Raw genomic sequence first — 18,931 nt, 5'->3', positions numbered from 1 at the left:
TCCGGATCGCCACGGTCTGCGCCGATTGCAGGAAGCCCTTGGCGCGATCAGTAAATTTTTCGAGGTTCATAACGTCCCCTTGGGATTGGCCCTTGCTCTAGCTGTCCCGGATGTAATGTTGCATAAAAGCCACACAAGGGGCGCCCGCGAAAATCTTTCTCCTTACCGGATTGTTCATGGTTTTTCCGCCTTGGGAGCATCCGGCGCGAAAGCATCGCCAAAGAAATCGCCCTTGTACCAGAGCGGCGCCTGCGCCTCGTCCGCGATCCCGCGGGCGATGGCATAGTTCACCCTGGCGAACTTAGCGGCGGCATTCCAGTGGAAGGGCAGGCTCATCTGGTCGGAAGGCTGATGATAGTCGGTCTTCAGGAAATGCTCGAACGCCTCTCGTCCCGGGCCGGCGAACCCTGTCATCAGGAATATGGCGGGCACGCCCTCCTGCACGAAGCGGTAATGGTCGGATCGGGTGAACAGCCCTTCGGAGGGCAGAGGATCGGGCGAGAGCGCAATGCCTTCCGCCCCAGCGGCCTTCTTCACGATCGGCCCCAATGTCGAATGATCCGCGCCGAACGCAATCAGGTCCCGAAAGTCATAGGTCAGGATCGGCATGTCCAGATTGACCACGCCGACCAGCTTGCCGCCTGCGGGCAGCACCGGATTTTTCGCCAGATATTGCGACCCAAGCAGCCCGTCCTCTTCCGCCGTCACCGCCGCGAACAGGATCGATCGCCTCGGCCGCTGCCTGCTTTCGGCAAAGGCTTTCGCCACCGCCAGCATCGTGGCGACGCCCGAGGCATTGTCCATCGCGCCATTATGGATTTTGTCCGACCCCTTCGCGCTCTTTTTGACCCCCAGGTGATCGAGATGCGCCATCAGCAGCACATATTCCCCTGCCAGTGCAGGGTCGGAACCGGGCAGCAGCGCCAGGACATTGCGGCTGGCGGCCGTCTCGACGATGCTGGTGCGCTCGATCCGGATCATTGGCTTCAGTGCGAAGCCTCGCGGCCGCGCGCCTTTCTTCGCCGCCTCCGCGCGGATCGCGGCGAGGGTCCGGCCTGACCCCGCCAGCAGCGCCTCGGCGGCCGCGCCGTTCGCATAGGCTGTGCCACGTATGCCCGCTGCACGGACATAGGCCTGGCCGTCCTGCCCGATCCAGCTCACGACCGGCTCGCCCGCCCGCTCACGCAACCTCTCCCAAGAAGTGCGGCTGAGGAAGCTTTCACTGGGAATGGTGATAAGGCCGATGGCGCCCGCCTCTTGCGCGGCCAGTGCCTTTTCGGCGGAAAGATGCGCGCCGATCTCGCTCGGCATGCCGAGCGGCGATCCTGACAGCGCGACGGCGAATTTGCCGCGCAGGTCCAGGCCGGCATAATCGTCCATCTTCTCCCGCGCGGATTTGAGGCCATAGCCGACGAACACCGCCTGCGCAGCGAGGCCCTGCTTCGCCTCGCGGCCGAACGCGCCGATGGCGACGTCGCTGGAGAAGCGCCTGTCGCCGATGGTCAGCGAGGGCGGCGCCTGTTCATCGAGCCGCGCGAGGCTGAGCGTCACAGGCTGGAACCAGCTGCCCGGTACCGCCTGTTGCAGGCCCAGCGCCTCGAACCGGGCGGCGACATAGCGTGCCGCGATATCATAGCCTCTCGTGCCCGCATCGCGCCCCTCCAAAAGATCGTCAGACAGAAATCCGACATCGGCCCGTATCTGCTCTCCGGTAATGGTGGGAGAAGCCTCGGCCATGCCGATTTCGGGATGAGCGAGCGCAAGGAGGGAAGCGAAGGCGAGGGTGCGAAGGCACATCGGCGGCAAACCTCTCTTTTTATGATTGAAAGTCGAACCTAGCGCGCCAGCGCTGCCTGTCCAGCACCCTCACATGCGTGTTGCGCGGCCAAGGCGGCTCGCTATGCTGCCCGCCACCCAATCGACCTTCTTGAGGCACTCATGACTTCCTATTGTTTTACCGGCCGGGTGGCGCTGGCTCTCGGCCTGTCTTGCCTGCCGCTCCTGCCGCCGATGCAGGCTGCGGCCGCGGAACGAGCGGTGCAGGTTGCCGCGCCCGCGCCGCTCTCCAGCCTCGTGAGCGCGGTCGATATTCCCTATGAGCAGTTCACGCTGAAGAACGGCCTGCGCGTCATCGTCCATAGCGACCGCAAGGCGCCCGTCGTTGCGGTGTCGGTCTGGTATCATGTCGGCTCGCGCTTCGAACCCCAGGGGAAGACGGGCTTTGCCCATCTGTTCGAGCATCTGATGTTCTACGGATCGGAAAACGCCGACGGCCCATTCTTCGGCCGGCTGGAGGACATCGGCGCGACCGACTGGAACGGCACCACCTGGTTCGACCGCACCAATTATTTCGAGACGGTGCCGACCGGCGCGCTCGACCGGGCGCTGTTCCTTGAATCCGACCGTATGGGCCATCTGCTTGGCGCGGTCACCCAGACCAAGCTCGACACGCAGCGCGGCGTCGTGCAGAATGAAAAGCGCATGGGCGAGAATGAGCCCTATGGCCTGGTCGAATATGCGCAACTCGCCGCGATGCTGCCGGAGGGGCACCCCTATCGCCACTCCACCATTGGTTCGATGGCGGACCTGAACGCGGCCAGCCTCGCCGACGTGCAGACATGGTTCAAAACCCATTACGGCCCGAACAATGCCGTGCTGGTGCTGGCCGGCGACATCGACACGGCCACGGCGAAGGCGAAGGTCGAGAAATGGTTTGGCAACATCCCTGCCGGCCCGGCCGCCAAGGATGTGGATGCGACCATCCCGACGCTCGATCGGGACGTCGAGAAGCTGATGCACGACAATGTCGCGGCGACGCGTCTCTACCGCAACTGGATCGTGCCCGGCGTCAATTCGGACGAACTGCCGCAGCTCGACCTTGCCATGGCGGTGTTCGGCGGCCTCAAATCCTCCCGCCTCGACAATGTCCTGGTGCGCGACGAGAAGGTCGCAGTCGCCGTCAAAGCCAGCATCCAGCCCTTTGAGAAGCTCAGCATTGCCGAGATCACGGTCGACGTGAAGCCGGGTCAGGACCCCGGGGCCGTGGGCAAGCGGCTGGACCAGCTGCTCGCCGACTATCTCGCCAAGGGGCCCAGCGCAGACGAGGTCCAGCGCGCGGCGACGCAGCAGCTGTCCGGCACCATAGGCGGCCTGGAGAAGGTCGGCGGCTTCGCGGGCAAGGCGGTGACCCTGGCCGAAGGCGCGGTCTATTCCAATGATCCGGAGAAATATAAGAAGGACCTCGCCATTTACGCCGCCGCCACGCCGCAGTCGGTGGGCGGCGCTGCGCGCAAATGGCTTGGCCGCCCGGTCTTCCGCCTGACCGTCGCGCCGGGTGAGCGGTCGGCTGAGGATAATGCGCTGGCGGGCAACGCGACCCACCATCCTGCCTATTTCCGCGATCCCAAGAAGCCCGCCCCTGTCGCTGCTACGCCGCCGCCGCCGACCAAGGTCGCCGCGCCCGCCATCGAGCCGGTCAAGGACCTCGACTTCCCGGCGGTGGAGCACGCCAAGCTCAGTAACGGCATCCCTGTCGTCTTCGCGCGGCGATCGACCGTCCCGGTCGTACGGGTGTCGGTGTCCTTCGACGCAGGCAACGCCGCCGACGACAAGGCGAAGCTCGGCACCGCCGCGCTGACGACGGCCTTGCTGGATGAGGGGACGAAGACCCGCAGCTCTGTCCAGATCGCCGAGGAGCAGGAACGGATCGGCGCGTCGATCAGCGCTGGCAACGGCATGGATGCGACCAATGTCGGCCTCTATGCGCTGAAGCCGAATCTCGACGCATCGCTCGACCTGCTGGCGGACGTGATCCGCAACCCCGCCTTCGCCCCGCCGGAGGTGGAGCGCCTGCGCGGCCAGCTGCTCACCCGCATCGCCGCGGAGAAGACCGAGCCCATGCCGATCGCCCAGCGTCTGCTCCCGCCCCTGCTGTACGGGCAGGCGCATCCCTACGGCATTCCCTTCACCGGCTCGGGTACGGAAAGCGGGGTTAAGGCGGTGACGCGCGTCGATCTGGTCGCGTTCCATGACAAATGGCTGCGGCCCGATAATGCGACCATCTTCGTCACGGGAGACACCAATCTCGCTGACGTCATGCCGCTGCTGGAGAAGCGCTTCGGCGACTGGAAGGCGCCAAAGGCGGCGAAGGGGGCCAAGCTTTTCCGCATCGACCGCATGCTCCGGCCCTCGCGCATCATCCTGGTCGACAAGCCGCAAAGCCCGCAATCGATGATCCTCGCCGGTCTACTCACGGGCAAGCAGGGCACCGATAATCCAATCACCCTCACCACGGCCAATGAGGTGCTGGGCGGCAGCTCGACCTCGCGCCTCATCATGGACCTGCGTGAAACGAAAGGCTGGGCCTATTATGCGGGCAGCGCGCTTCCCGGCGTCAAGGAGACGATGCCGCTGCTGGTCTATGCCCCGGTGCAGACGGACAAGACCGGCCCATCCATCATCGCGGCACGCAAGGACATCAGCGACTTTTTGACGGCGAGGGGCACGACCGAGGCGGAGCGGAACCAGACCATCAACAGCCAGATCCTGTCATTGCCGGGCAGTTTCGAAACCTCGTCCGACCTGCTCGCCGCGATGATGCGCAACCATATGCTGGGACGGCCGGACGATTTCTATGAAAGGCTGCCCGCGCTCTATCGCGCCATGACCGCCGCCGACCTCGACAAGGCGGCGCGGGAAGCAATCAATCCAGATCGGCTGATCTGGGTCGTTGTTGGTGATGCGAAGCTGGTGCGGCCGCAGCTTGACGCCGTAGGCCTGCCGGTGGAAATGGGTACATTGGCAGATTAACGATTACGTAAAGGAGAAGTGCAATGGCAGGTGTCGACGGAGCCTATGACTGCGTGGCAAAGACGCCGATGGGCGACCAGAACGGGGTGCTGACCGTAGTCAGTTCGGGTGATAGCTTCCACGGCACCTTCGCCGGAATGATGGGCTCGCTCGATGTCGCCGAGGGCCGGGTGGACGGCAACAAGCTGAGCTGGAAGATGAACATGACCTTGCCCATGCCGATGACGCTGGAGTGCGAAGCGGAAGTTGCGGGCGACGCGATTACCGGCACGATGCAATTAGGCGCTTTTGGCGCAGCGGGATTTTCCGGCCAGCGCCGCGCCTGACGTCCCTGAACGACTTTGCGGAATTCGAAACGTGCTCCTGCGAAAGCAGGAGCCCAGTTGACGCTTGGTCCAGCTTCTCCGGTCGCAGGAGCACATTGACAGGAAGGCAGCCACCTTACTTGACAACAGGAATTAGTTAGCTATCTAACTTAAATGTCCCGCACCGACGATCTGCGCGCGCTCGCGCATAAACTGCCTCAAGTCGCACGCCAGTGGCGGCAACTGGCCGATAGCGCGCTTGCTGAACTCTCGATCTCCAACAGCGCGGGCTGGTGCCTGATCTTCCTGGGCCGGCTTGGTCCCGATGCGCGGCAGGCAGACTTGGCGGAGGAGCTGGGGATCACGCAGCCTTCGCTTGTCCGCACGCTGGATCAGCTACAGGCCGCAGGGCTTGTCGAGCGCTTACCCAACCCTGATGATCGCCGTTCCAACCGACTCGCCTTCACGCCGGAAGGGCAGGAACTCGTGGGGAAGATCGAGACACGCCTAGGCGCGCTGCGACAGGAACTGCTGGATGGCGTGCCCGACGCTGCCGTCGAGATCGTCGTCAATGTCCTGAACCTACTGGAGCGCCGCATGAGCGACCATCGCGGCCAGTCATGAGGGAGAGACGGGCGTGAGCGAGCGCATCGGCTGGCCGGCGGCGCTCTTTTCCCTGAAATGCTTCGCGGCGGGTATGCTGGCGCTGTACCTGGCGCTCAGCATCGGGCTGGAGCGTCCCTATTGGGCGTTCCTCACCAGCTATATCGTGGCGCAGCCGATGGCCGGCGCCGTGATCTCCAAGGCGGTGTTCCGGATCGTCGGCACGCTCGTCGGCGCGATGTTCGCCGTTGCGGTCGTGCCGGTGCTGGTGAACGCGCCCGAATTGCTCTCGCTAGCCGTCGCGTCGTGGCTCGCCTTCTGCGTCTTCCTCTCGCTGCTGGACCGCACGTCGCGCTCCTACATGTTCGTGCTCGCAGGCTATAGCGCCTGTCTCATCGTCTTCCCCGACGTCGATGCGCCGGAGGCGATCTTCACCGTGGCCGCGCTGCGCGTGCAGGAGATCACGCTCGGCATCCTGTGCGGCAGCCTCGTCCATGGCGTTGTTTTCCCGGGGTCGATCACCGGGCTGCTGCTGGCCCGTGTGGATGCGATGCTGCGTGATGCCGAGCGCTGGTCGCATGACGCCATCGCGGTCGAGCCGGTCGAAGAGCTGGATGCCGAGCGCAAGCGGCTCGCACAGGACATTACCGAGCTGCACCAGCTGTCCGTCCATCTTCCTTTCGACATCAGCCGTCTTGCACCGCGCGTGCGAACCGTCCGTGCGATGCAGGACCAGCTTTCGTTGCTGCTGCCGCTGGGCGCGGCGGTGGAGGACAGGCTTGCCGCGCTCAGGCAGGCGAGCGGCGGCGGCGTGCCCGCCCCGGTAGAAGCGCTGATCGCCGACGCCCGCGCCTGGATCGTCGATCCCGACGATGACCGGACCGCCCGCAGTGCTGCCGCCGACGCGCTGATTGCCCGCTGCGCCGCGATGGAGCCCGCAGCGCAAAGCGGCATGGGCTGGGCGGACATGATGCGCCTCAGCCTTTTCGCGCGCCTGTCGACGCTGATCGCGGCGCATCGGGACTGCCGCGACCTCTACGACCAGATGGTCACTCACAGCCGCCAGCCGGTCACGCCGCGCGTCGCCGAACTGCTGGAGGGCCGCCGCAACCGCGAGCTGCACCGCGACTATGCCGGGGCGCTGCGGGGGGCCTTCGGCGCTTTCCTGACGGTTGCGCTAGGATGCGCGCTCTGGATCGGCAGCGGCTGGAAGGACGGGGGCAGCGCCGTCATGTTGGCGGGCGTGTTCCTGGCGCTGTTCTCCGCGGCCGACAATCCGCTCGCGCCGCTCAAGGGCTTTATGGTAGGCACCATCGTCGCTTCCCTGCTGGGCGCCGTCTATGGCTATGCGATCATGCCGCGGCTCGACGGCTTCCTCATGCTCGCGGCCGCCTATGCGCCGGTGCTGCTGCTGCTGGGGGCGATGATGGCCTCGCCGCGCTGGGCTGGCATCGCGCTGCCGACGCTGCTCGGCTTGGGCAGCCCCGTTCTGCTCGGCGATCATTATGTCAACGCCTTCGCCAGCTATGCCAACGGCACGGTGGCGCAGCTGGTCGGCATCTGGTTCGCCATCATCATGGCCGGTCTGTTGCAATCGGCCGGGGTGGAGGGCGCTATCCGCCGTACGCTGCGCGCGGGCTGGGCCGACATCGCCAATCGCGCCACGCTCATGTCGCCGCCGGATGTTCGTGGCTGGATCAACCGCATGCTCGACCGCATTGCCCTGCTCGCGCCGCGCCTTGCCGCGACACGCGCCGACAGCGGGCAGCCCCTTTACGACGCGCTGCGTGACCTGCGCACAGGCGTCGCCATCGGGGAGCTGCGCCATTTGCGGATCGACCTGCCCGCAGGCGAGGCAGCGCCGCTCGCGGACGTCCTGAGCGGCGTCAGCGCCTATTATCGCGGGTTGGACCCGGATGTACCCGCACCGGCGCGGCGCGAGTTGCTGCACGATATAGATGAGGCGATCGGCCGATTGTCGCATCACCCCCAACCGGGGATCCGGCGGGAGGCGATGCTGGCGCTGGTCAGCCTGCGCCGCAATCTTTTCCCGGACAGCGCCGCGTACCGCGCCGCCCTCTTGACCGGAGAACCGGCATGACTGGAGAAATCGCGCTCGGCGGCGTCTATGTGCCGACACTGCTGCTGCTCGCGCTGGTTGCGCTGCTGCTGAGCTGGGGCGTCACCCGGCTGATCGGCGCCTTCGGCCTCTATCGTTTCCTCGCCTATCGCGCGGTGGTCGACCTCAGCATCTTCGTGCTGATGCTGGGACTGCTCGCGCTTCTCGTCCCCACCCTTGGAATCCGCCTATGAACCGCCTTTCCGCCACGCTGCTCCGCAGCGCCGCCACCATCATCATCGTCATCGCGGCGCTGGCGGTGGCGATCTGGATGTGGAACCATTATGAGCGCAGCCCCTGGACGCGCGACGGCCGGGTGCGCGCCGACGTGGTGCGGGTGACGCCCGATATCAGCGGCTTGGTCACGTCGGTTGCAGTGCACGATAATCAGGCGGTGAAAGCGGGCGACCTGCTCTTCGTGCTAGACCGGCCGCGCTACGCGCTGGCGCTGGAACAGGCGGAATCGCAGATCGCCAGCGCTCGCGCGACACTCGGTCAGGCCCGGCGCGAGGCAACCCGCGACCTGGCGCTCGGCAACTTGGTCGCGGCCGAAGCGCATGAGCAGAATGTCGCGCGCGTCGCAACCGCGCAGGCTTCCCTGGCTGAGGCGATGAGCGCCCGCGACGCCGCCGCGCTCAACTTGAAGCGCACCCGCGTGGTGGCCTCGGTCAACGGCGTCGTCACCAATCTCGATCTGCATCCGGGTGACTTCTTGGCGGCGGGCCAGCAAGCGATGGCGCTGGTCGACCGCGACAGCCTGCGCATCGAGGGCTATTTCGAAGAAACCAAGCTCCCCCTCGTCTGCATAGGCGCGCCGGTCACCGTGCGGCTCATGGGCGAGGCGCAGGACCTGCGCGGACGGGTTGAAAGCATCGCCTATGGCATCAACGACACCAGCCGCAGCGACAGCGGCAATTTGCTGCCCACGGTCGAGCCGACCTTCTCCTGGGTTCGCCTCGCCCAGCGCATCCCGGTTCGGGTGAAGCTGACTCATGTGCCGGCCGAGGTGAAGCTGATCGCCGGGCGAACCGCGACCGTAACGATCGAACCCGCCCGGAAGAACGCCCAGCCCGGAGCCTGCCGCCATGCGTAAATCGCTATGGACGCCGCTGCTGGCGTTAGCGCTTGCCGCCTGCGCCACTGCCGGACCTGACTATCGCCCGCCGGAGCAATCGGCGGCGACCGCGCCCGGCGCGCAGGGCGCTTTCCTCTCGGCGAAAGGGTCGGGCTTTTCCGATGCCCCGCTGCCCGACCAATGGTGGAGGCTCTACAATGATCCCCGGCTCGATGGCCTGATCGAGCAGGCACTTGCCGCCAATACTGATCTGCGCGTCGCGGAGGCGAACCTGACCGCGGCGCAGGCCGTCCTGCGCGAGACGGAGGCGGGGCGGGAGATCACCACCAGCATCAGCGGCGGCGAGACGCTCGCCAGGCCTTCGGGCGTGACGCAGCATCTGCCCGGCACGATGAGCTATGATTTCGGGCTCAGCGCTTCCTATCCGCTCGACCTCAACGGCCGCATCCGCCGCGCGATCGAGGCGAGCGGTGCCAATGTCGAGGCGGTCGCGGCCACCCGCGACTATCTGCGCACCAGCGTGGCGGCGGCGACGGCCCGCGCCTATGCGCAGGTCTGCACCGCCAATTATTCGCTCGTCGTCAATCGGCGCGTCGTCGCCCTCCAGCGCGATACGCTGACCGCTACGCAGCGGCTGTTCCGGGGCGGGCGCGGCACGGCCTTCGACGTCAGCCGGGCGCAGACGGCGGTGGAAACGAGCGAAGCGGCGCTGCCCGGCTTCGAGGGGCAGCGGCAATCCGGCCTCTATCTGCTCGCAACGCTGCTCGGCCGCCCGCCCGCCGATTATCCGCGCGAGGTGGAGGGCTGCGCCCGCCCGCCGGCCTTGGGCACGCCGTTGCCGGTGGGCGATGGCGCCGCGCTGATTCGGCGGCGGCCCGACATTCGCCAGGCGGAGCGCACCGTCGCCGCGAACACCGCCCGCCTCGGCGTTGCGATGGCGGACCTATATCCGCAGGTAAAAATAGGCGGGTCGGTCGGGCTGGCGGGACCGCTCAAGGATTTCGGCTCCGGCTCTGCCTTCGGTTTCAGCCTGGGTCCGCTCATCAGCTGGAGCTTCCCCAACCGCCCTGTCGTAAAAGCCCGGATCGTCCAGGCCGACGCTCAGGTGCAGGCTGATCTGGCGAGCTTCGAGGGCAGCGTGCTGGAGGCGCTGCGGCAGACCGAAACCGCGCTCGAAACCTATCGCCGCGATGCCGAGCGTGCAGCAGCGCTGGGGCGGGCGCGTGACAGCGCTTCGGTGTCGGCAGCGCAAGCGGGCAAGCTCTTCCGCTTCGGCCGGGGCGACTTCCTCTCGCTGCTCGACGCCCAGCGCAGCCTCGCCAGCGCGGAGGCGTCGGCGGCCGCCGCGCGGGTGCAACTGGTGCAGGATCAGATCGCGGTCTTCCTCGCGCTGGGCGGCGGCTGGTCCTAGCGGAGCAGAATGACGTGCAGGAAGCGGGGCCCATGGGCGCCGCGCACATAGGTGCCCTCGATATCGGTCGTGCCCGACACGCCGGTCACCCAATAATGCGCGCGCGGCTGGGGGCCGGGGAGCAGCGCATCCTCCAGCCAGGGGGCGATGTCGCCGGCCGCGAGCAGCACGATATGATGCAGCGCCAGGAAATTGGGCAGCATCGGCGCATGCGGGGAGGTTTCGAAGATCAGCGATCCTGTCTCCGCGATCCCCTTGCGCGCGATAGCAAGGGCGGCGGTTTCTTCCGGCGCCGCGCTTTCGCGAAGGGTGAAGCCGCTCCAGTCGCAGGCGGAGAGGCGCGGATCGGGCGGCAGGCAGAGGGTGAGGGGCTCGCCCTGCTGCTCCAGATAGCGGCCGACGGCAACGGGAAGCTCGTCCAGCCGTTCGATGATGTCATGGGTCGCGCTGACGCTCGGCAGGGCGATGCGGGCGAGGAACTCCGTCTCCAGCGCGCCCTCGTCCACGGCCCGGCGGTCGGGGGCGACGAGCAGGGCGTCGGCCTCCGCCTTGTCCGGGTGCGCGCCCCTGAGCCGCGCCAACATGGCCTCCCGCGCGCTCATCCGCGGCGCTCCTTGCGATATTGGGCCATGAAGCTTCGCGGCGCAGGCTTTGGCATGTCGCGATAGCGGGTCCACCCACCGGCGAGCGGGAGCCGGGCGATCCAGCCGCCCCTGCTCAGCAGCCGCATGGCGCGCATGGCTACGCCGGTTGCCACACGGTAGAGAGCTGGGCGGCATGCCACCCAGGCCCACAGCCCGAGTCCTGCGCGCGTGGATGCGGGTTCCAGCCCCTCGCGCCAGCTCCTCTCCCGCCAGCCGCGCAGCAGCGTGGGCAGGGGAATGCGGACCGGACAGACTTCCTGGCATTTGCCGTTGAGGGTGCAGGCGTTCGGAAGGTCGCGGCTCTGCTTGAGCCCGTCGAGGGCAGGCGTCAGCACCGATCCCATCGGCCCCGGATAGGTGCCGCCATAGGCATGGCCGCCAATCTGCCGGAACACCACGCAGTGATTCATGCACGCGCCGCAGCGGATGCAGCGGAGCATGTCGGCCAGGCCCTCCTCGCGCATCTTCGTCCGACCATTATCGACCAGCACGATATGCATCTCCTCCGGCCCGTCCCGATCGCCGGGGCGTTTGGGGCCGGCATAGAAGGTCGTATATTGCGTCAGCGCTGCGCCCGTTGCTGATCGGGCCAGCATCCGCAGCATGTGGACGGCATGCTCCATGGAGGGAACGATCTTCTCGATCCCCGCCGTCACGATGTGCACCCGTGGCGGCACGAGCGAAAGCTCGGCATTGCCCTCGTTGGTGACAGTGCAGACGGCGCCTGTATCCGCGACCAGGAAATTCGCGCCCGATATGCCGACATCCGCGCCCAGCATCTGCATGCGCAGCTCACGCCGGGCGCTCTCCGCCATTGCAGCGATCGTTTCCTCCTCGTGCGGCGATCGGTGCCGCGCCTTGAACAGCGCCGAAACCTCCTCGCGCGTCTTGTGCATGGCGGGCCAGATGATGTGGGAGGGGCGCTCATCGGCCAACTGGATGATATGTTCGGCCAGATCGGTTTCGATCCGGCGGATTCCGGCTTCCGCCAGCGCGTGCGGCAGGCCGATTTCCTCGCCCAGCATGGATTTGGAGCGGGCGACGGTCCGCGCGCCGGCCGTCTTGCAGATCTCGACGACGATCCGGCAGGCTTCGTCGGCGGTGCTTGCCCAATGGACGCACGCGCCGGCCGCGACCGCATTGGCCTCGAACTCCTCCAAATAGGCCCCGAGATGCGCGATCACATGATCCTTGATCGCGGCGGCACGGGCTCGCGCCGCTTCGAAATCAGGGAAGGCTGCGATGGCGGCCGCCCGCTTGGCTTCCGCGGTTCCGGCGGTGCGCTCGACCGCGATCTTCAACAGCGGGTCGGCGAGGGCGGCGTCGGCGCGGTCGGTGAAGGTGCTCATGCCTCCTCCCCGATCGCCGGGCCATCGCCCATGCCAGCGATCAGCTCGATGGCATGATAGGCCCGCACCTTGCTTCCAGCCCGATGGAGCTTGCCCGCCATGTTCATCAGGCATCCCAAGTCGCCCGCGAGGAGCAGGTCGGCGCCGGTCGCCTCGATCGCCTCGGCCTTCTCACCCACGATGGCATTGGAGATCGCCGGATATTTGACGCAGAAGGTGCCGCCGAAGCCGCAGCATGTCTCCTCACCCGGCAACTGCGTCAGGGAGAGGCCATCGATCGCCTTCAACAACCGTCGCGGCTGCGCCTTGATTCCCAGTTCGCGCAAGCCCGAGCAGTTGTCGTGATAGGTTGCGCTGGCGCTCAGCGACACGCTGTCAGGCCTCCAGCCGCAGACCTCGTCCAGATAGGCCATGATCTCGAACGTCCTGCCCGCCACCGCCTGCGCGCGCGGGAGCCATTCGGGATCATGTTCGAACAGTTCGGGATAATGGCAGCAAATCGTCCCGGCGCAGGAGCCGGAGGGCAGGACGACCGCCTCATAGGGCTCCAGCGCCGCGATGGTCTGTTTCGCCAGCGCCTCGGCATGGCCGCGATCGCCGGTGTTGAGCGCGGGCTGGCCGCAGCAGGTCTGACCTTCCGGCACCACCACCTCGCGCCCAGCCGCTTCGAGCGCCTGGATCGCGGCGAAGCCGATGCGCGGCCGCATCAGATCGACGAGGCAAGTGACGAAAAGGGCGACCCGCTGCTTCATAAACCGTGTCGTTTGGCGAAGGAGAGAAAGAGCTCCGGCCACGGGGCGGCGGATTGAGCCTGCGCGGTCAGGCCGAAGCCATGCCCCCCATTTTCGAACAGATGACACTCGGCCGGCACGCCTTTCGCCCGCAGTGCCGCCAGCATGGCGAGGCTGTTTTCAGGCGGCACCGACTGGTCGTCCAACGCATGGACGAGGAAGGCGGGCGGCGCGCCGTCGGCGATATTCTGGTCGAGCGAATAGCTGCGCATCTGTTCGGCCGTCGGATTTGAGCCGAGCAGTTGCGTCCGTGACCCCGCATGGACGTGCGGCCCCTCCATCTCGATCACTGGATAGATATAGGCGGCTGCCGACGCCTTGGCCGGTTCCCGATCGACGGCATCGACCGGCTTGTAGCTCTCCACCGCTCGGGTGGTGAGCCAGGCGGCAAGGTGACCGCCTGCGGAAAAGCCCATGACGCCGATGCGCGCCGCGTCGAACTTCTCCTTCTTCGCCAGGCTGCGCACGATGCGCAGCGCGCGTTGCGCATCCTGCAGCGGTGCCTGCGGTCCTGCCGCCCAGCCGTCGCCCGGCATTCGGTAAAGCAGGACGAAGCAGACATAGCCGGCTTCCGCGAAGCGCCGCGCCACGCTGTAGCCTTCGTGGCCTATCGCCACGCGCACATAGCCGCCGCCCGGAATGATCAGCATCGCCGCGCCGTTGGGTCGCGCCGGGCGCAGAATGGTGAGCGTCGGCGTCACCACATGGGAAATCGCGCTGTCCTCCGGCCCGCTCTCCGGACGGCGCAGCGCTTCGGCCTGCTTCACCGTGACGCGCTCGCCGCCTGGCGCCTTGCCCGGCCAGATCGGAAAACGCTCAAACCCCTTTGGCAGCGGGAAGCCCTGCGCCAAGGCGGCGGCGGGCGTCAGCGCCGCAGTCACGGCAGCTCCGGTGATTAGGGTGCGGCGGTCGATTATGGTCATCGGCAGTTCGTCCTCCAAGCGGTGCGGGTCGGATCAGCGTCAGGCGCTGGCCCGGCATTCTGACAGCTTCTACTGCAAATTCACATATATGCCGCCAACCGCCAGCAGCGCCGCGCCCGTGATATAGGCTGCCATGCCCGCTGGAGCGGCGTTGGCCCGCTGGTCTTCGCCACCCTAATCATCGGCTACGGCAACCGGTTGGCAGGCGAAATAAAAGGCTCGCCGGCGCATGACTGGCGAGCCCCCTGAAGCATCGGTGCGACCCAAAGGCTTCAATATTGCACGGTGACGGTCACCGCGCGACGATTTTGCGCCCATGCCGCCTCATCCGAACCGAGCGCCGCGGGGCGTTCCTTGCCATAGCTGACGGTCGTGATGCGGCTGGGATCGATGCCCAGCGAGGCGAGGTAATTCTTGGCCGCGTTCGCGCGCCGCTCGCCCAGCGCGATATTATAGTCGCGGGTGCCGCGCTCGTCGGCATGGCCCTCCACCGTCACGCGGACATTGGGGTTCTGCTGGAGCCAGGCGGCCTGGCTCTGCAGGGTCTGCTGGTCCTGCGCATCGACATCATATTGATCGGTGTCGAAGAAAATGCGGTCGGACGAGACGGAGGCGACGAAATCTTCCTGGCTGCCCTTGGTGGGGCCCGACGGGGCGGTGGAGCCGGTGCCGGTCTGCGCACTGGTGTCGGCCGGCGGCGGCGGCAGTTCCTTGGGAGCCTTCTTCCCGCAGGCGGCAAGCGCGAGCACGGAAGCGGCGATCAGCAGGGGGCGGGAGAGTTTCATGTCTGGCTCCTTGAAAATATAAGGTCGTTACGTCTTCGCGACGATGTGGTTCCGTATCAGGGCAGCAGTGGACCCCAGGCGGGGTCGGAGCCGCTGAGCGGCGTCGGGATGCGCCGTTCGTTCACGCCGGTCAGGTCGACCTGCCACACCTGACTGCTGCCGTCGCGGCCGGGGCTCGTGCGGAAGAATTGCAACACGCGGCCATTGGGCGACCAGCTGGGCTGCTCGTCCTGCCAGCCATTGGTCAGGATACGCTCATTGTCGCCGCTGGGCGTCATCACTGCCACCTTGAAGTCGCCGCTGATCTTGGTGAAGGCAATGAGGTCGCCGCGCGGGCTCCATTCGGGCGTCGCATAGCGCCCGCCGCCATGGCTGATCCGGCGCTGGCCCGAGCCATCCGCGTTCATGACATAAATCTGTTGGCTGCCCGAACGGTCGCTTTCGAACACGATCTTCGTGCCATCCGGCGAGTAGCTGCCGCCGACATCGATCCCCGGCGCCGTGGTCAGCCGTACCGGTGACCCGCCCTGTGCCGACACGCGGTAGATGTCGGTATTGCCCGCGATCGCCATCGAGAAAAGGATATTGCGGCCATCGGGGGACCAGCGCGGCGCGAAGGTTGGGTTGTTGCTCTCCGTCACCAGCTTTTGCCGCCCGGTGCCAATGTCATAGACATAGATGCGCACGCGGTTGTTCAGATAGCTGACATAGACGATCGACTTGTAATCGGGCGAAAAGCGCGGCGTCAGCGCGATCGACTGGCCGTTGGTGATGAAGCGGTGGTTGGCGCCGTCCGAATCCATGATGGCGAGGCGCTTGGTGCGGTTCCCCTTGGGCCCGCTCTCCGCGATATAGGCGATGCGGCTGTCGAAGAAGGGGCTCTCCCCTGACAGGCGCGCATAAATGGCGTCGGCGCATTTATGTGCCGCGCGCCGCCAGTCGCGTGGGCTCACGACATAGCCCTGCCGCGTCAGTTCCTGCTTCAGCGCCACGTCATAGAGGTAGCAGCCGACCGTGATGTCCGCCTCTCCCCCTGTGGTGCGCACGAAACCCTGCACCAGCGCCTGATAGGCACCCCATTTGGCATAGGCAGGCGCGGTCACTTCGCCGAAGCTGATGGCGGGAATGCCGCCCGGCCCCGATGGGTCGAACAGGCCCGACCCCTTGAGGTCGGACGCGATCACCTCGGCGATCTTGCGTCCCAGTTCGGTGGAACCGCCCGCAGGGGTCGAAACCTCCGCCTGTGCCGGAAGGGAGGGCACGACGATCTTGAGGTTGCTGTCGATTTCGCCGGTCACGTCGACTGACAACTGCGCCAGCGCGGGCGCGGCGGCGAGAGCCATGAAGGCGGCGGTCGCCACGCTCAGGCGGCGAAACAAGGTCGTCATCATCGGTTCAGCCTCGCGTCAAAGCGGAGTGGCCGCAGCCATTTCCATTGGTCGTAAAATTCTGCCGGCAGGTTGCGGAACGGGGAAGCCAGCTTCACCGCCTGGATCGCGCGCTCCGCATGTAGTTGCGCCTGCGGGCGGTTGCTCGCGGTCACGCCCAGCTGGTCGATCACCTGCGGCGCGCCGATCACATTGCCGCTCTTGTCGAGCCGCACTTCGAGCAGGGTTACCAACTGATCGGCATCCGCGCCCGAAGGCGGGCGCCAGTGCGGCTTCAGCTGGCGACGGATTTCCGCGTCCAGCGCGGCCTTCTGGGCCGGGCCCATGGCGGCGGCGGGCGGCGGCGCGGCCTTGCGGGGCGCGTCAGCCTCCGTGTCGATGCCCTTCAGGAAATCCTTGCCGAGCAGCGATCCCTTGGGCTTTTCGGCCTTGCCCTGGCCCGAAGCGCGCGCAGGCGCGTCGGCCTTCGGCTTGGCGGCGGGCTTCTGCGCCGATCTTGCGGGAGCGGCGGCGGCGGGCTTGGGCTTTGCAGGCGCAGGCTTGGCCGGTGCTGCCGGTTTTTCCGGAGCGGGTTTGGGCCTGGGCGTGGCCTTGGGCACGTCCTTTTTTGGCGGCGCGGGCGCAGGCTTGGGCGGCGCAGGCTTCGCTACCGGCTTGGGCGGCACGGGCTTGGGCGGCGGTGGAGCGGGGACCGGCTCCGGTTCCGGGATGGGCTGTGGCTCAGGCTCGGGCGCCGGCGCGGCGTCTTCCGTCGGTCCCTTCTCCGGCGCCACGCTCGGCGGGGGGGGCTGGGTCGACAGTTGCGGGGCCATCGACTTCAGCGCCACCTCATCCACCAGGCTCACATCCATCGGCGGCGAGTTCAGCTTCAGCGGATTGGGGGTCGAGAGAAAGCCGGCCGAAAGCAGGCCGAACAGCAGGACATGCCCCGCTGTGGCCACGCCAAGGCCGATTTTCTCCGCACGATCCATCGCCAAGACCTATGGCCCCTATTCTGAACCGCTGCTGACAGTGCCACCGTCGGCACCGGTGCTCACCAGCGCAACCTTGTTGAGGCCGGCGCGGTTCAACTCACCCATGACCAGCATCACCCGGCCATAGTCCAGCCCCTTGTCGGCGCGCAGGAAAATCTGCGGCGGCTCGGCCTTTCCGGCGTTGGCGGACATGATCTCGGCAAGGCGGGAGGGCAGGTCCGCGTCGCTCACCTGCTCCTCGTCGATGAAGACGCCGCCGTCGCGATCGACCGACACGACAGTCGGTTTCTGGTCCTGATCCAGCCCCTTGGCGCGGGTTTCGGGCAGGTTCACCGGTACGCCGGTTACCAGCAGCGGCGCGGTCACCATGAAGATGATCAGCAACACCAGCATGACATCGACCAGCGGTGTCACGTTGATATCGGCCATCGGCGCACGCCCGCGCCCACGACGACCGGAGGGAGGGCCGGACATCGCCATTACAAGGCTCCTCCACCACGAAATGCCGTGCGGTTGTGGGCTTTCGAAACCGTCACCGCTGCGCCTCCAACTCCCGGCTGAGCGTCGAATAGAAGCCGTCGGCAAAGCGCGTCAGCCCGGACTCCATTCGGTTGATGCCGTGGCTGAAGCGGTTGTAGGCGATCACCGCTGGTATGGCGGCGAACAAGCCGATTGCGGTTGCGAACAGCGCCTCGGCGATGCCCGGCGCCACCACCGCCAGCGAACTGTTCTGCTCGGCGGCAATCGCGGTAAAGGCGCGCATGATGCCCCAGACGGTGCCGAACAAGCCCACGAAAGGCGCCACCGATCCGATGGTGGCCAGGATGTTCAGCCGATCCGACAACCGATCGACTTCGGCGCCGATGGTGCTCGACATGGTGGTCGACAGCCGGTCGCGCGTGCCTTCGCGGTCGATCACCTTCTGCGCGGTGGAGCGGCGCCATTCCGTGACGCCCGCCGCCATCACGCGGGCGGCGGGAAACTCCGCCTTGCCGCGCGCTTCATAGAAGCGGTCGATATCCTCCGCCTTCCAGAAGTCGCGTTCGAACGCCGCGCTCTGCTTGCTTGCCTTGCGCAAGGTGAAGCTGAAGCCGATGATCATCGCCCAGGTCCAGATGCTGGCGAGCAGCAGCCCCAGCATCACCACTTTCACGACGATGTCGGCCTGCAGGAACAGCGCCAGCGGCGAAATGGTGGCATTGGCGGCGGCCGCGCCCACGGCGGCGCCAACCTCGGGCATCGAAAGGCTCATGGGTGGAAGTCTTCCCCTCTCATCAAACGGCTGAAAATGTCGATCCAGGGCTTGGGTTGCCGGCGCGGGCGGCCCTGGGGTGTCAGGAATGCGACAGAGACGTCGCCGTCCGTCAGTATTTCATCGCCCCGCCTGACTCCCTGATGAATGGAGCAGGTGGCGGCGCCAACGGCGGTGACGCGGCTCACCACCATCAGTTCATCGTCCAGCCGCGCCGGCCGACGATACCGGATATGTAGGTCGGTGACGGCATAGACGCCCTCGCCGTCCTCCAGATTGCCGCGCTGGTCGATGTCCGCCAGCCGCAGCATGTCGGACCGCGCCCGTTCCATATAGCGCAGATAATTGGCGTGATAGACCAGGCCCGACAGATCTGTGTCCTCGAAATAGACGCGCAGGGGGAAATAATGCTCGGCGGCAATGAACCTTCCGGTCGCCGGCGCGGGCAAGGGCAAAGAAACGGACATGGCGGGGCTTTTAACCATCATGCACGACGCGCGCAA

Annotated in this window: 18 protein-coding genes; 7 read left to right on the top strand and 11 right to left on the bottom strand. The window is 66.5% G+C overall.

Going from position 1 to position 18,931, the window contains the following annotated elements; genetic code table 11:
* Positions 1-174 precede the first annotated feature (174 nt).
* On the bottom strand, positions 175-1,797 hold the full coding sequence (locus L858_RS0112160; RefSeq protein ID WP_028056065.1) for a M28 family metallopeptidase: 1,623 nt from the start codon (positions 1,795-1,797) through the stop codon (positions 175-177).
* A 141-nt stretch (positions 1,798-1,938) separates the two neighbouring features.
* Here L858_RS0112160 and L858_RS0112155 point away from each other — a divergent pair, with 141 nt between their 5' ends.
* From L858_RS0112155 to L858_RS0112125, 7 genes are all read left to right on the top strand, one after another.
* Positions 1,939-4,809, top strand: coding sequence for a M16 family metallopeptidase (locus tag L858_RS0112155; protein WP_022683421.1), 2,871 nt, complete (start codon positions 1,939-1,941; stop codon positions 4,807-4,809).
* Positions 4,810-4,832: 23 nt separating this feature from the next.
* The gene (locus L858_RS0112150; RefSeq protein ID WP_022683420.1) at positions 4,833-5,135 is read left to right on the top strand and encodes a hypothetical protein; all 303 of its coding nucleotides are present in this window, start codon (positions 4,833-4,835) and stop codon (positions 5,133-5,135) included.
* 153 nt (positions 5,136-5,288) lie between these two features.
* Positions 5,289-5,738, top strand: coding sequence for a MarR family winged helix-turn-helix transcriptional regulator (locus tag L858_RS0112145; protein WP_022683419.1), 450 nt, complete (start codon positions 5,289-5,291; stop codon positions 5,736-5,738).
* Between the two features lie 13 nt (positions 5,739-5,751).
* Positions 5,752-7,818 carry an FUSC family protein gene (locus tag L858_RS0112140; RefSeq protein ID WP_022683418.1) on the top strand — a complete coding sequence of 689 codons (2,067 nt, stop codon included), beginning with the start codon at positions 5,752-5,754 and terminating at the stop codon, positions 7,816-7,818.
* Positions 7,815-8,030: a DUF1656 domain-containing protein gene (locus L858_RS0112135; protein WP_022683417.1), complete on the top strand. Its 216-nt coding sequence runs from the start codon at positions 7,815-7,817 to the stop codon at positions 8,028-8,030. The genes L858_RS0112140 and L858_RS0112135 overlap by 4 nt, the downstream gene beginning before the upstream one ends.
* Positions 8,027-8,929: an efflux RND transporter periplasmic adaptor subunit gene (locus tag L858_RS0112130; protein WP_022683416.1), complete on the top strand. Its 903-nt coding sequence runs from the start codon at positions 8,027-8,029 to the stop codon at positions 8,927-8,929. Before L858_RS0112135 ends, L858_RS0112130 begins: the two co-directional genes overlap by 4 nt.
* Entirely contained in the window at positions 8,922-10,322 is a 1,401-nt protein-coding gene (locus L858_RS0112125; RefSeq protein WP_022683415.1) for an efflux transporter outer membrane subunit, read from the top strand. The genes L858_RS0112130 and L858_RS0112125 overlap by 8 nt, the downstream gene beginning before the upstream one ends.
* On the opposite strand, the gene L858_RS0112120 is transcribed toward L858_RS0112125, so the two are convergent.
* From L858_RS0112120 to L858_RS0112075, 10 genes are all read right to left on the bottom strand, one after another.
* Positions 10,319-10,924 carry a LutC/YkgG family protein gene (locus tag L858_RS0112120; RefSeq protein WP_022683414.1) on the bottom strand — a complete coding sequence of 202 codons (606 nt, stop codon included), beginning with the start codon at positions 10,922-10,924 and terminating at the stop codon, positions 10,319-10,321. The genes L858_RS0112125 and L858_RS0112120 overlap by 4 nt on opposite strands.
* Entirely contained in the window at positions 10,921-12,315 is a 1,395-nt protein-coding gene (locus L858_RS0112115) for a lactate utilization protein B (protein WP_022683413.1), read from the bottom strand. The genes L858_RS0112120 and L858_RS0112115 overlap by 4 nt, the downstream gene beginning before the upstream one ends.
* Positions 12,312-13,067, bottom strand: a complete 756-nt coding sequence (locus tag L858_RS0112110) for a (Fe-S)-binding protein (RefSeq protein ID WP_022683412.1) — start codon at positions 13,065-13,067, stop codon at positions 12,312-12,314. The genes L858_RS0112115 and L858_RS0112110 overlap by 4 nt, the downstream gene beginning before the upstream one ends.
* Positions 13,064-14,029: an alpha/beta hydrolase gene (locus L858_RS0112105; RefSeq protein ID WP_022683411.1), complete on the bottom strand. Its 966-nt coding sequence runs from the start codon at positions 14,027-14,029 to the stop codon at positions 13,064-13,066. The genes L858_RS0112110 and L858_RS0112105 overlap by 4 nt, the downstream gene beginning before the upstream one ends.
* Before the next feature lie 272 nt (positions 14,030-14,301).
* Complete coding sequence (gene pal, locus L858_RS0112100; RefSeq protein ID WP_022683410.1) at positions 14,302-14,814, bottom strand: peptidoglycan-associated lipoprotein Pal; 513 nt, start codon at positions 14,812-14,814, stop codon at positions 14,302-14,304.
* 56 nt (positions 14,815-14,870) lie between these two features.
* Positions 14,871-16,205 carry a Tol-Pal system beta propeller repeat protein TolB gene (tolB, locus tag L858_RS0112095; RefSeq protein WP_022683409.1) on the bottom strand — a complete coding sequence of 445 codons (1,335 nt, stop codon included), beginning with the start codon at positions 16,203-16,205 and terminating at the stop codon, positions 14,871-14,873.
* Positions 16,202-17,173, bottom strand: coding sequence for a cell envelope integrity/translocation protein TolA (locus L858_RS0112090; RefSeq protein WP_022683408.1), 972 nt, complete (start codon positions 17,171-17,173; stop codon positions 16,202-16,204). Before L858_RS0112090 ends, tolB begins: the two co-directional genes overlap by 4 nt.
* 18 nt (positions 17,174-17,191) lie before the next feature.
* Positions 17,192-17,656 (bottom strand): protein TolR, encoded by a 465-nt coding sequence (gene tolR / locus L858_RS0112085; RefSeq protein ID WP_022683407.1) that lies wholly within the window; start codon positions 17,654-17,656, stop codon positions 17,192-17,194.
* Positions 17,657-17,708: 52 nt separating this feature from the next.
* The gene (tolQ, locus tag L858_RS0112080; RefSeq protein WP_022683406.1) at positions 17,709-18,428 is read right to left on the bottom strand and encodes a protein TolQ; all 720 of its coding nucleotides are present in this window, start codon (positions 18,426-18,428) and stop codon (positions 17,709-17,711) included.
* Positions 18,425-18,895, bottom strand: a complete 471-nt coding sequence (locus L858_RS0112075) for a YbgC/FadM family acyl-CoA thioesterase (protein WP_022683405.1) — start codon at positions 18,893-18,895, stop codon at positions 18,425-18,427. The genes tolQ and L858_RS0112075 overlap by 4 nt, the downstream gene beginning before the upstream one ends.
* Positions 18,896-18,931: the final 36 nt, after the last annotated feature.

This window comes from Sphingobium bisphenolivorans, from assembly GCF_000412635.1.
Lineage (GTDB): Bacteria > Pseudomonadota > Alphaproteobacteria > Sphingomonadales > Sphingomonadaceae > Sphingobium > Sphingobium bisphenolivorans.
Note: the sequence above shows the minus strand (reverse complement) of the source record. Positions and strands in the feature narration are given on the sequence as shown.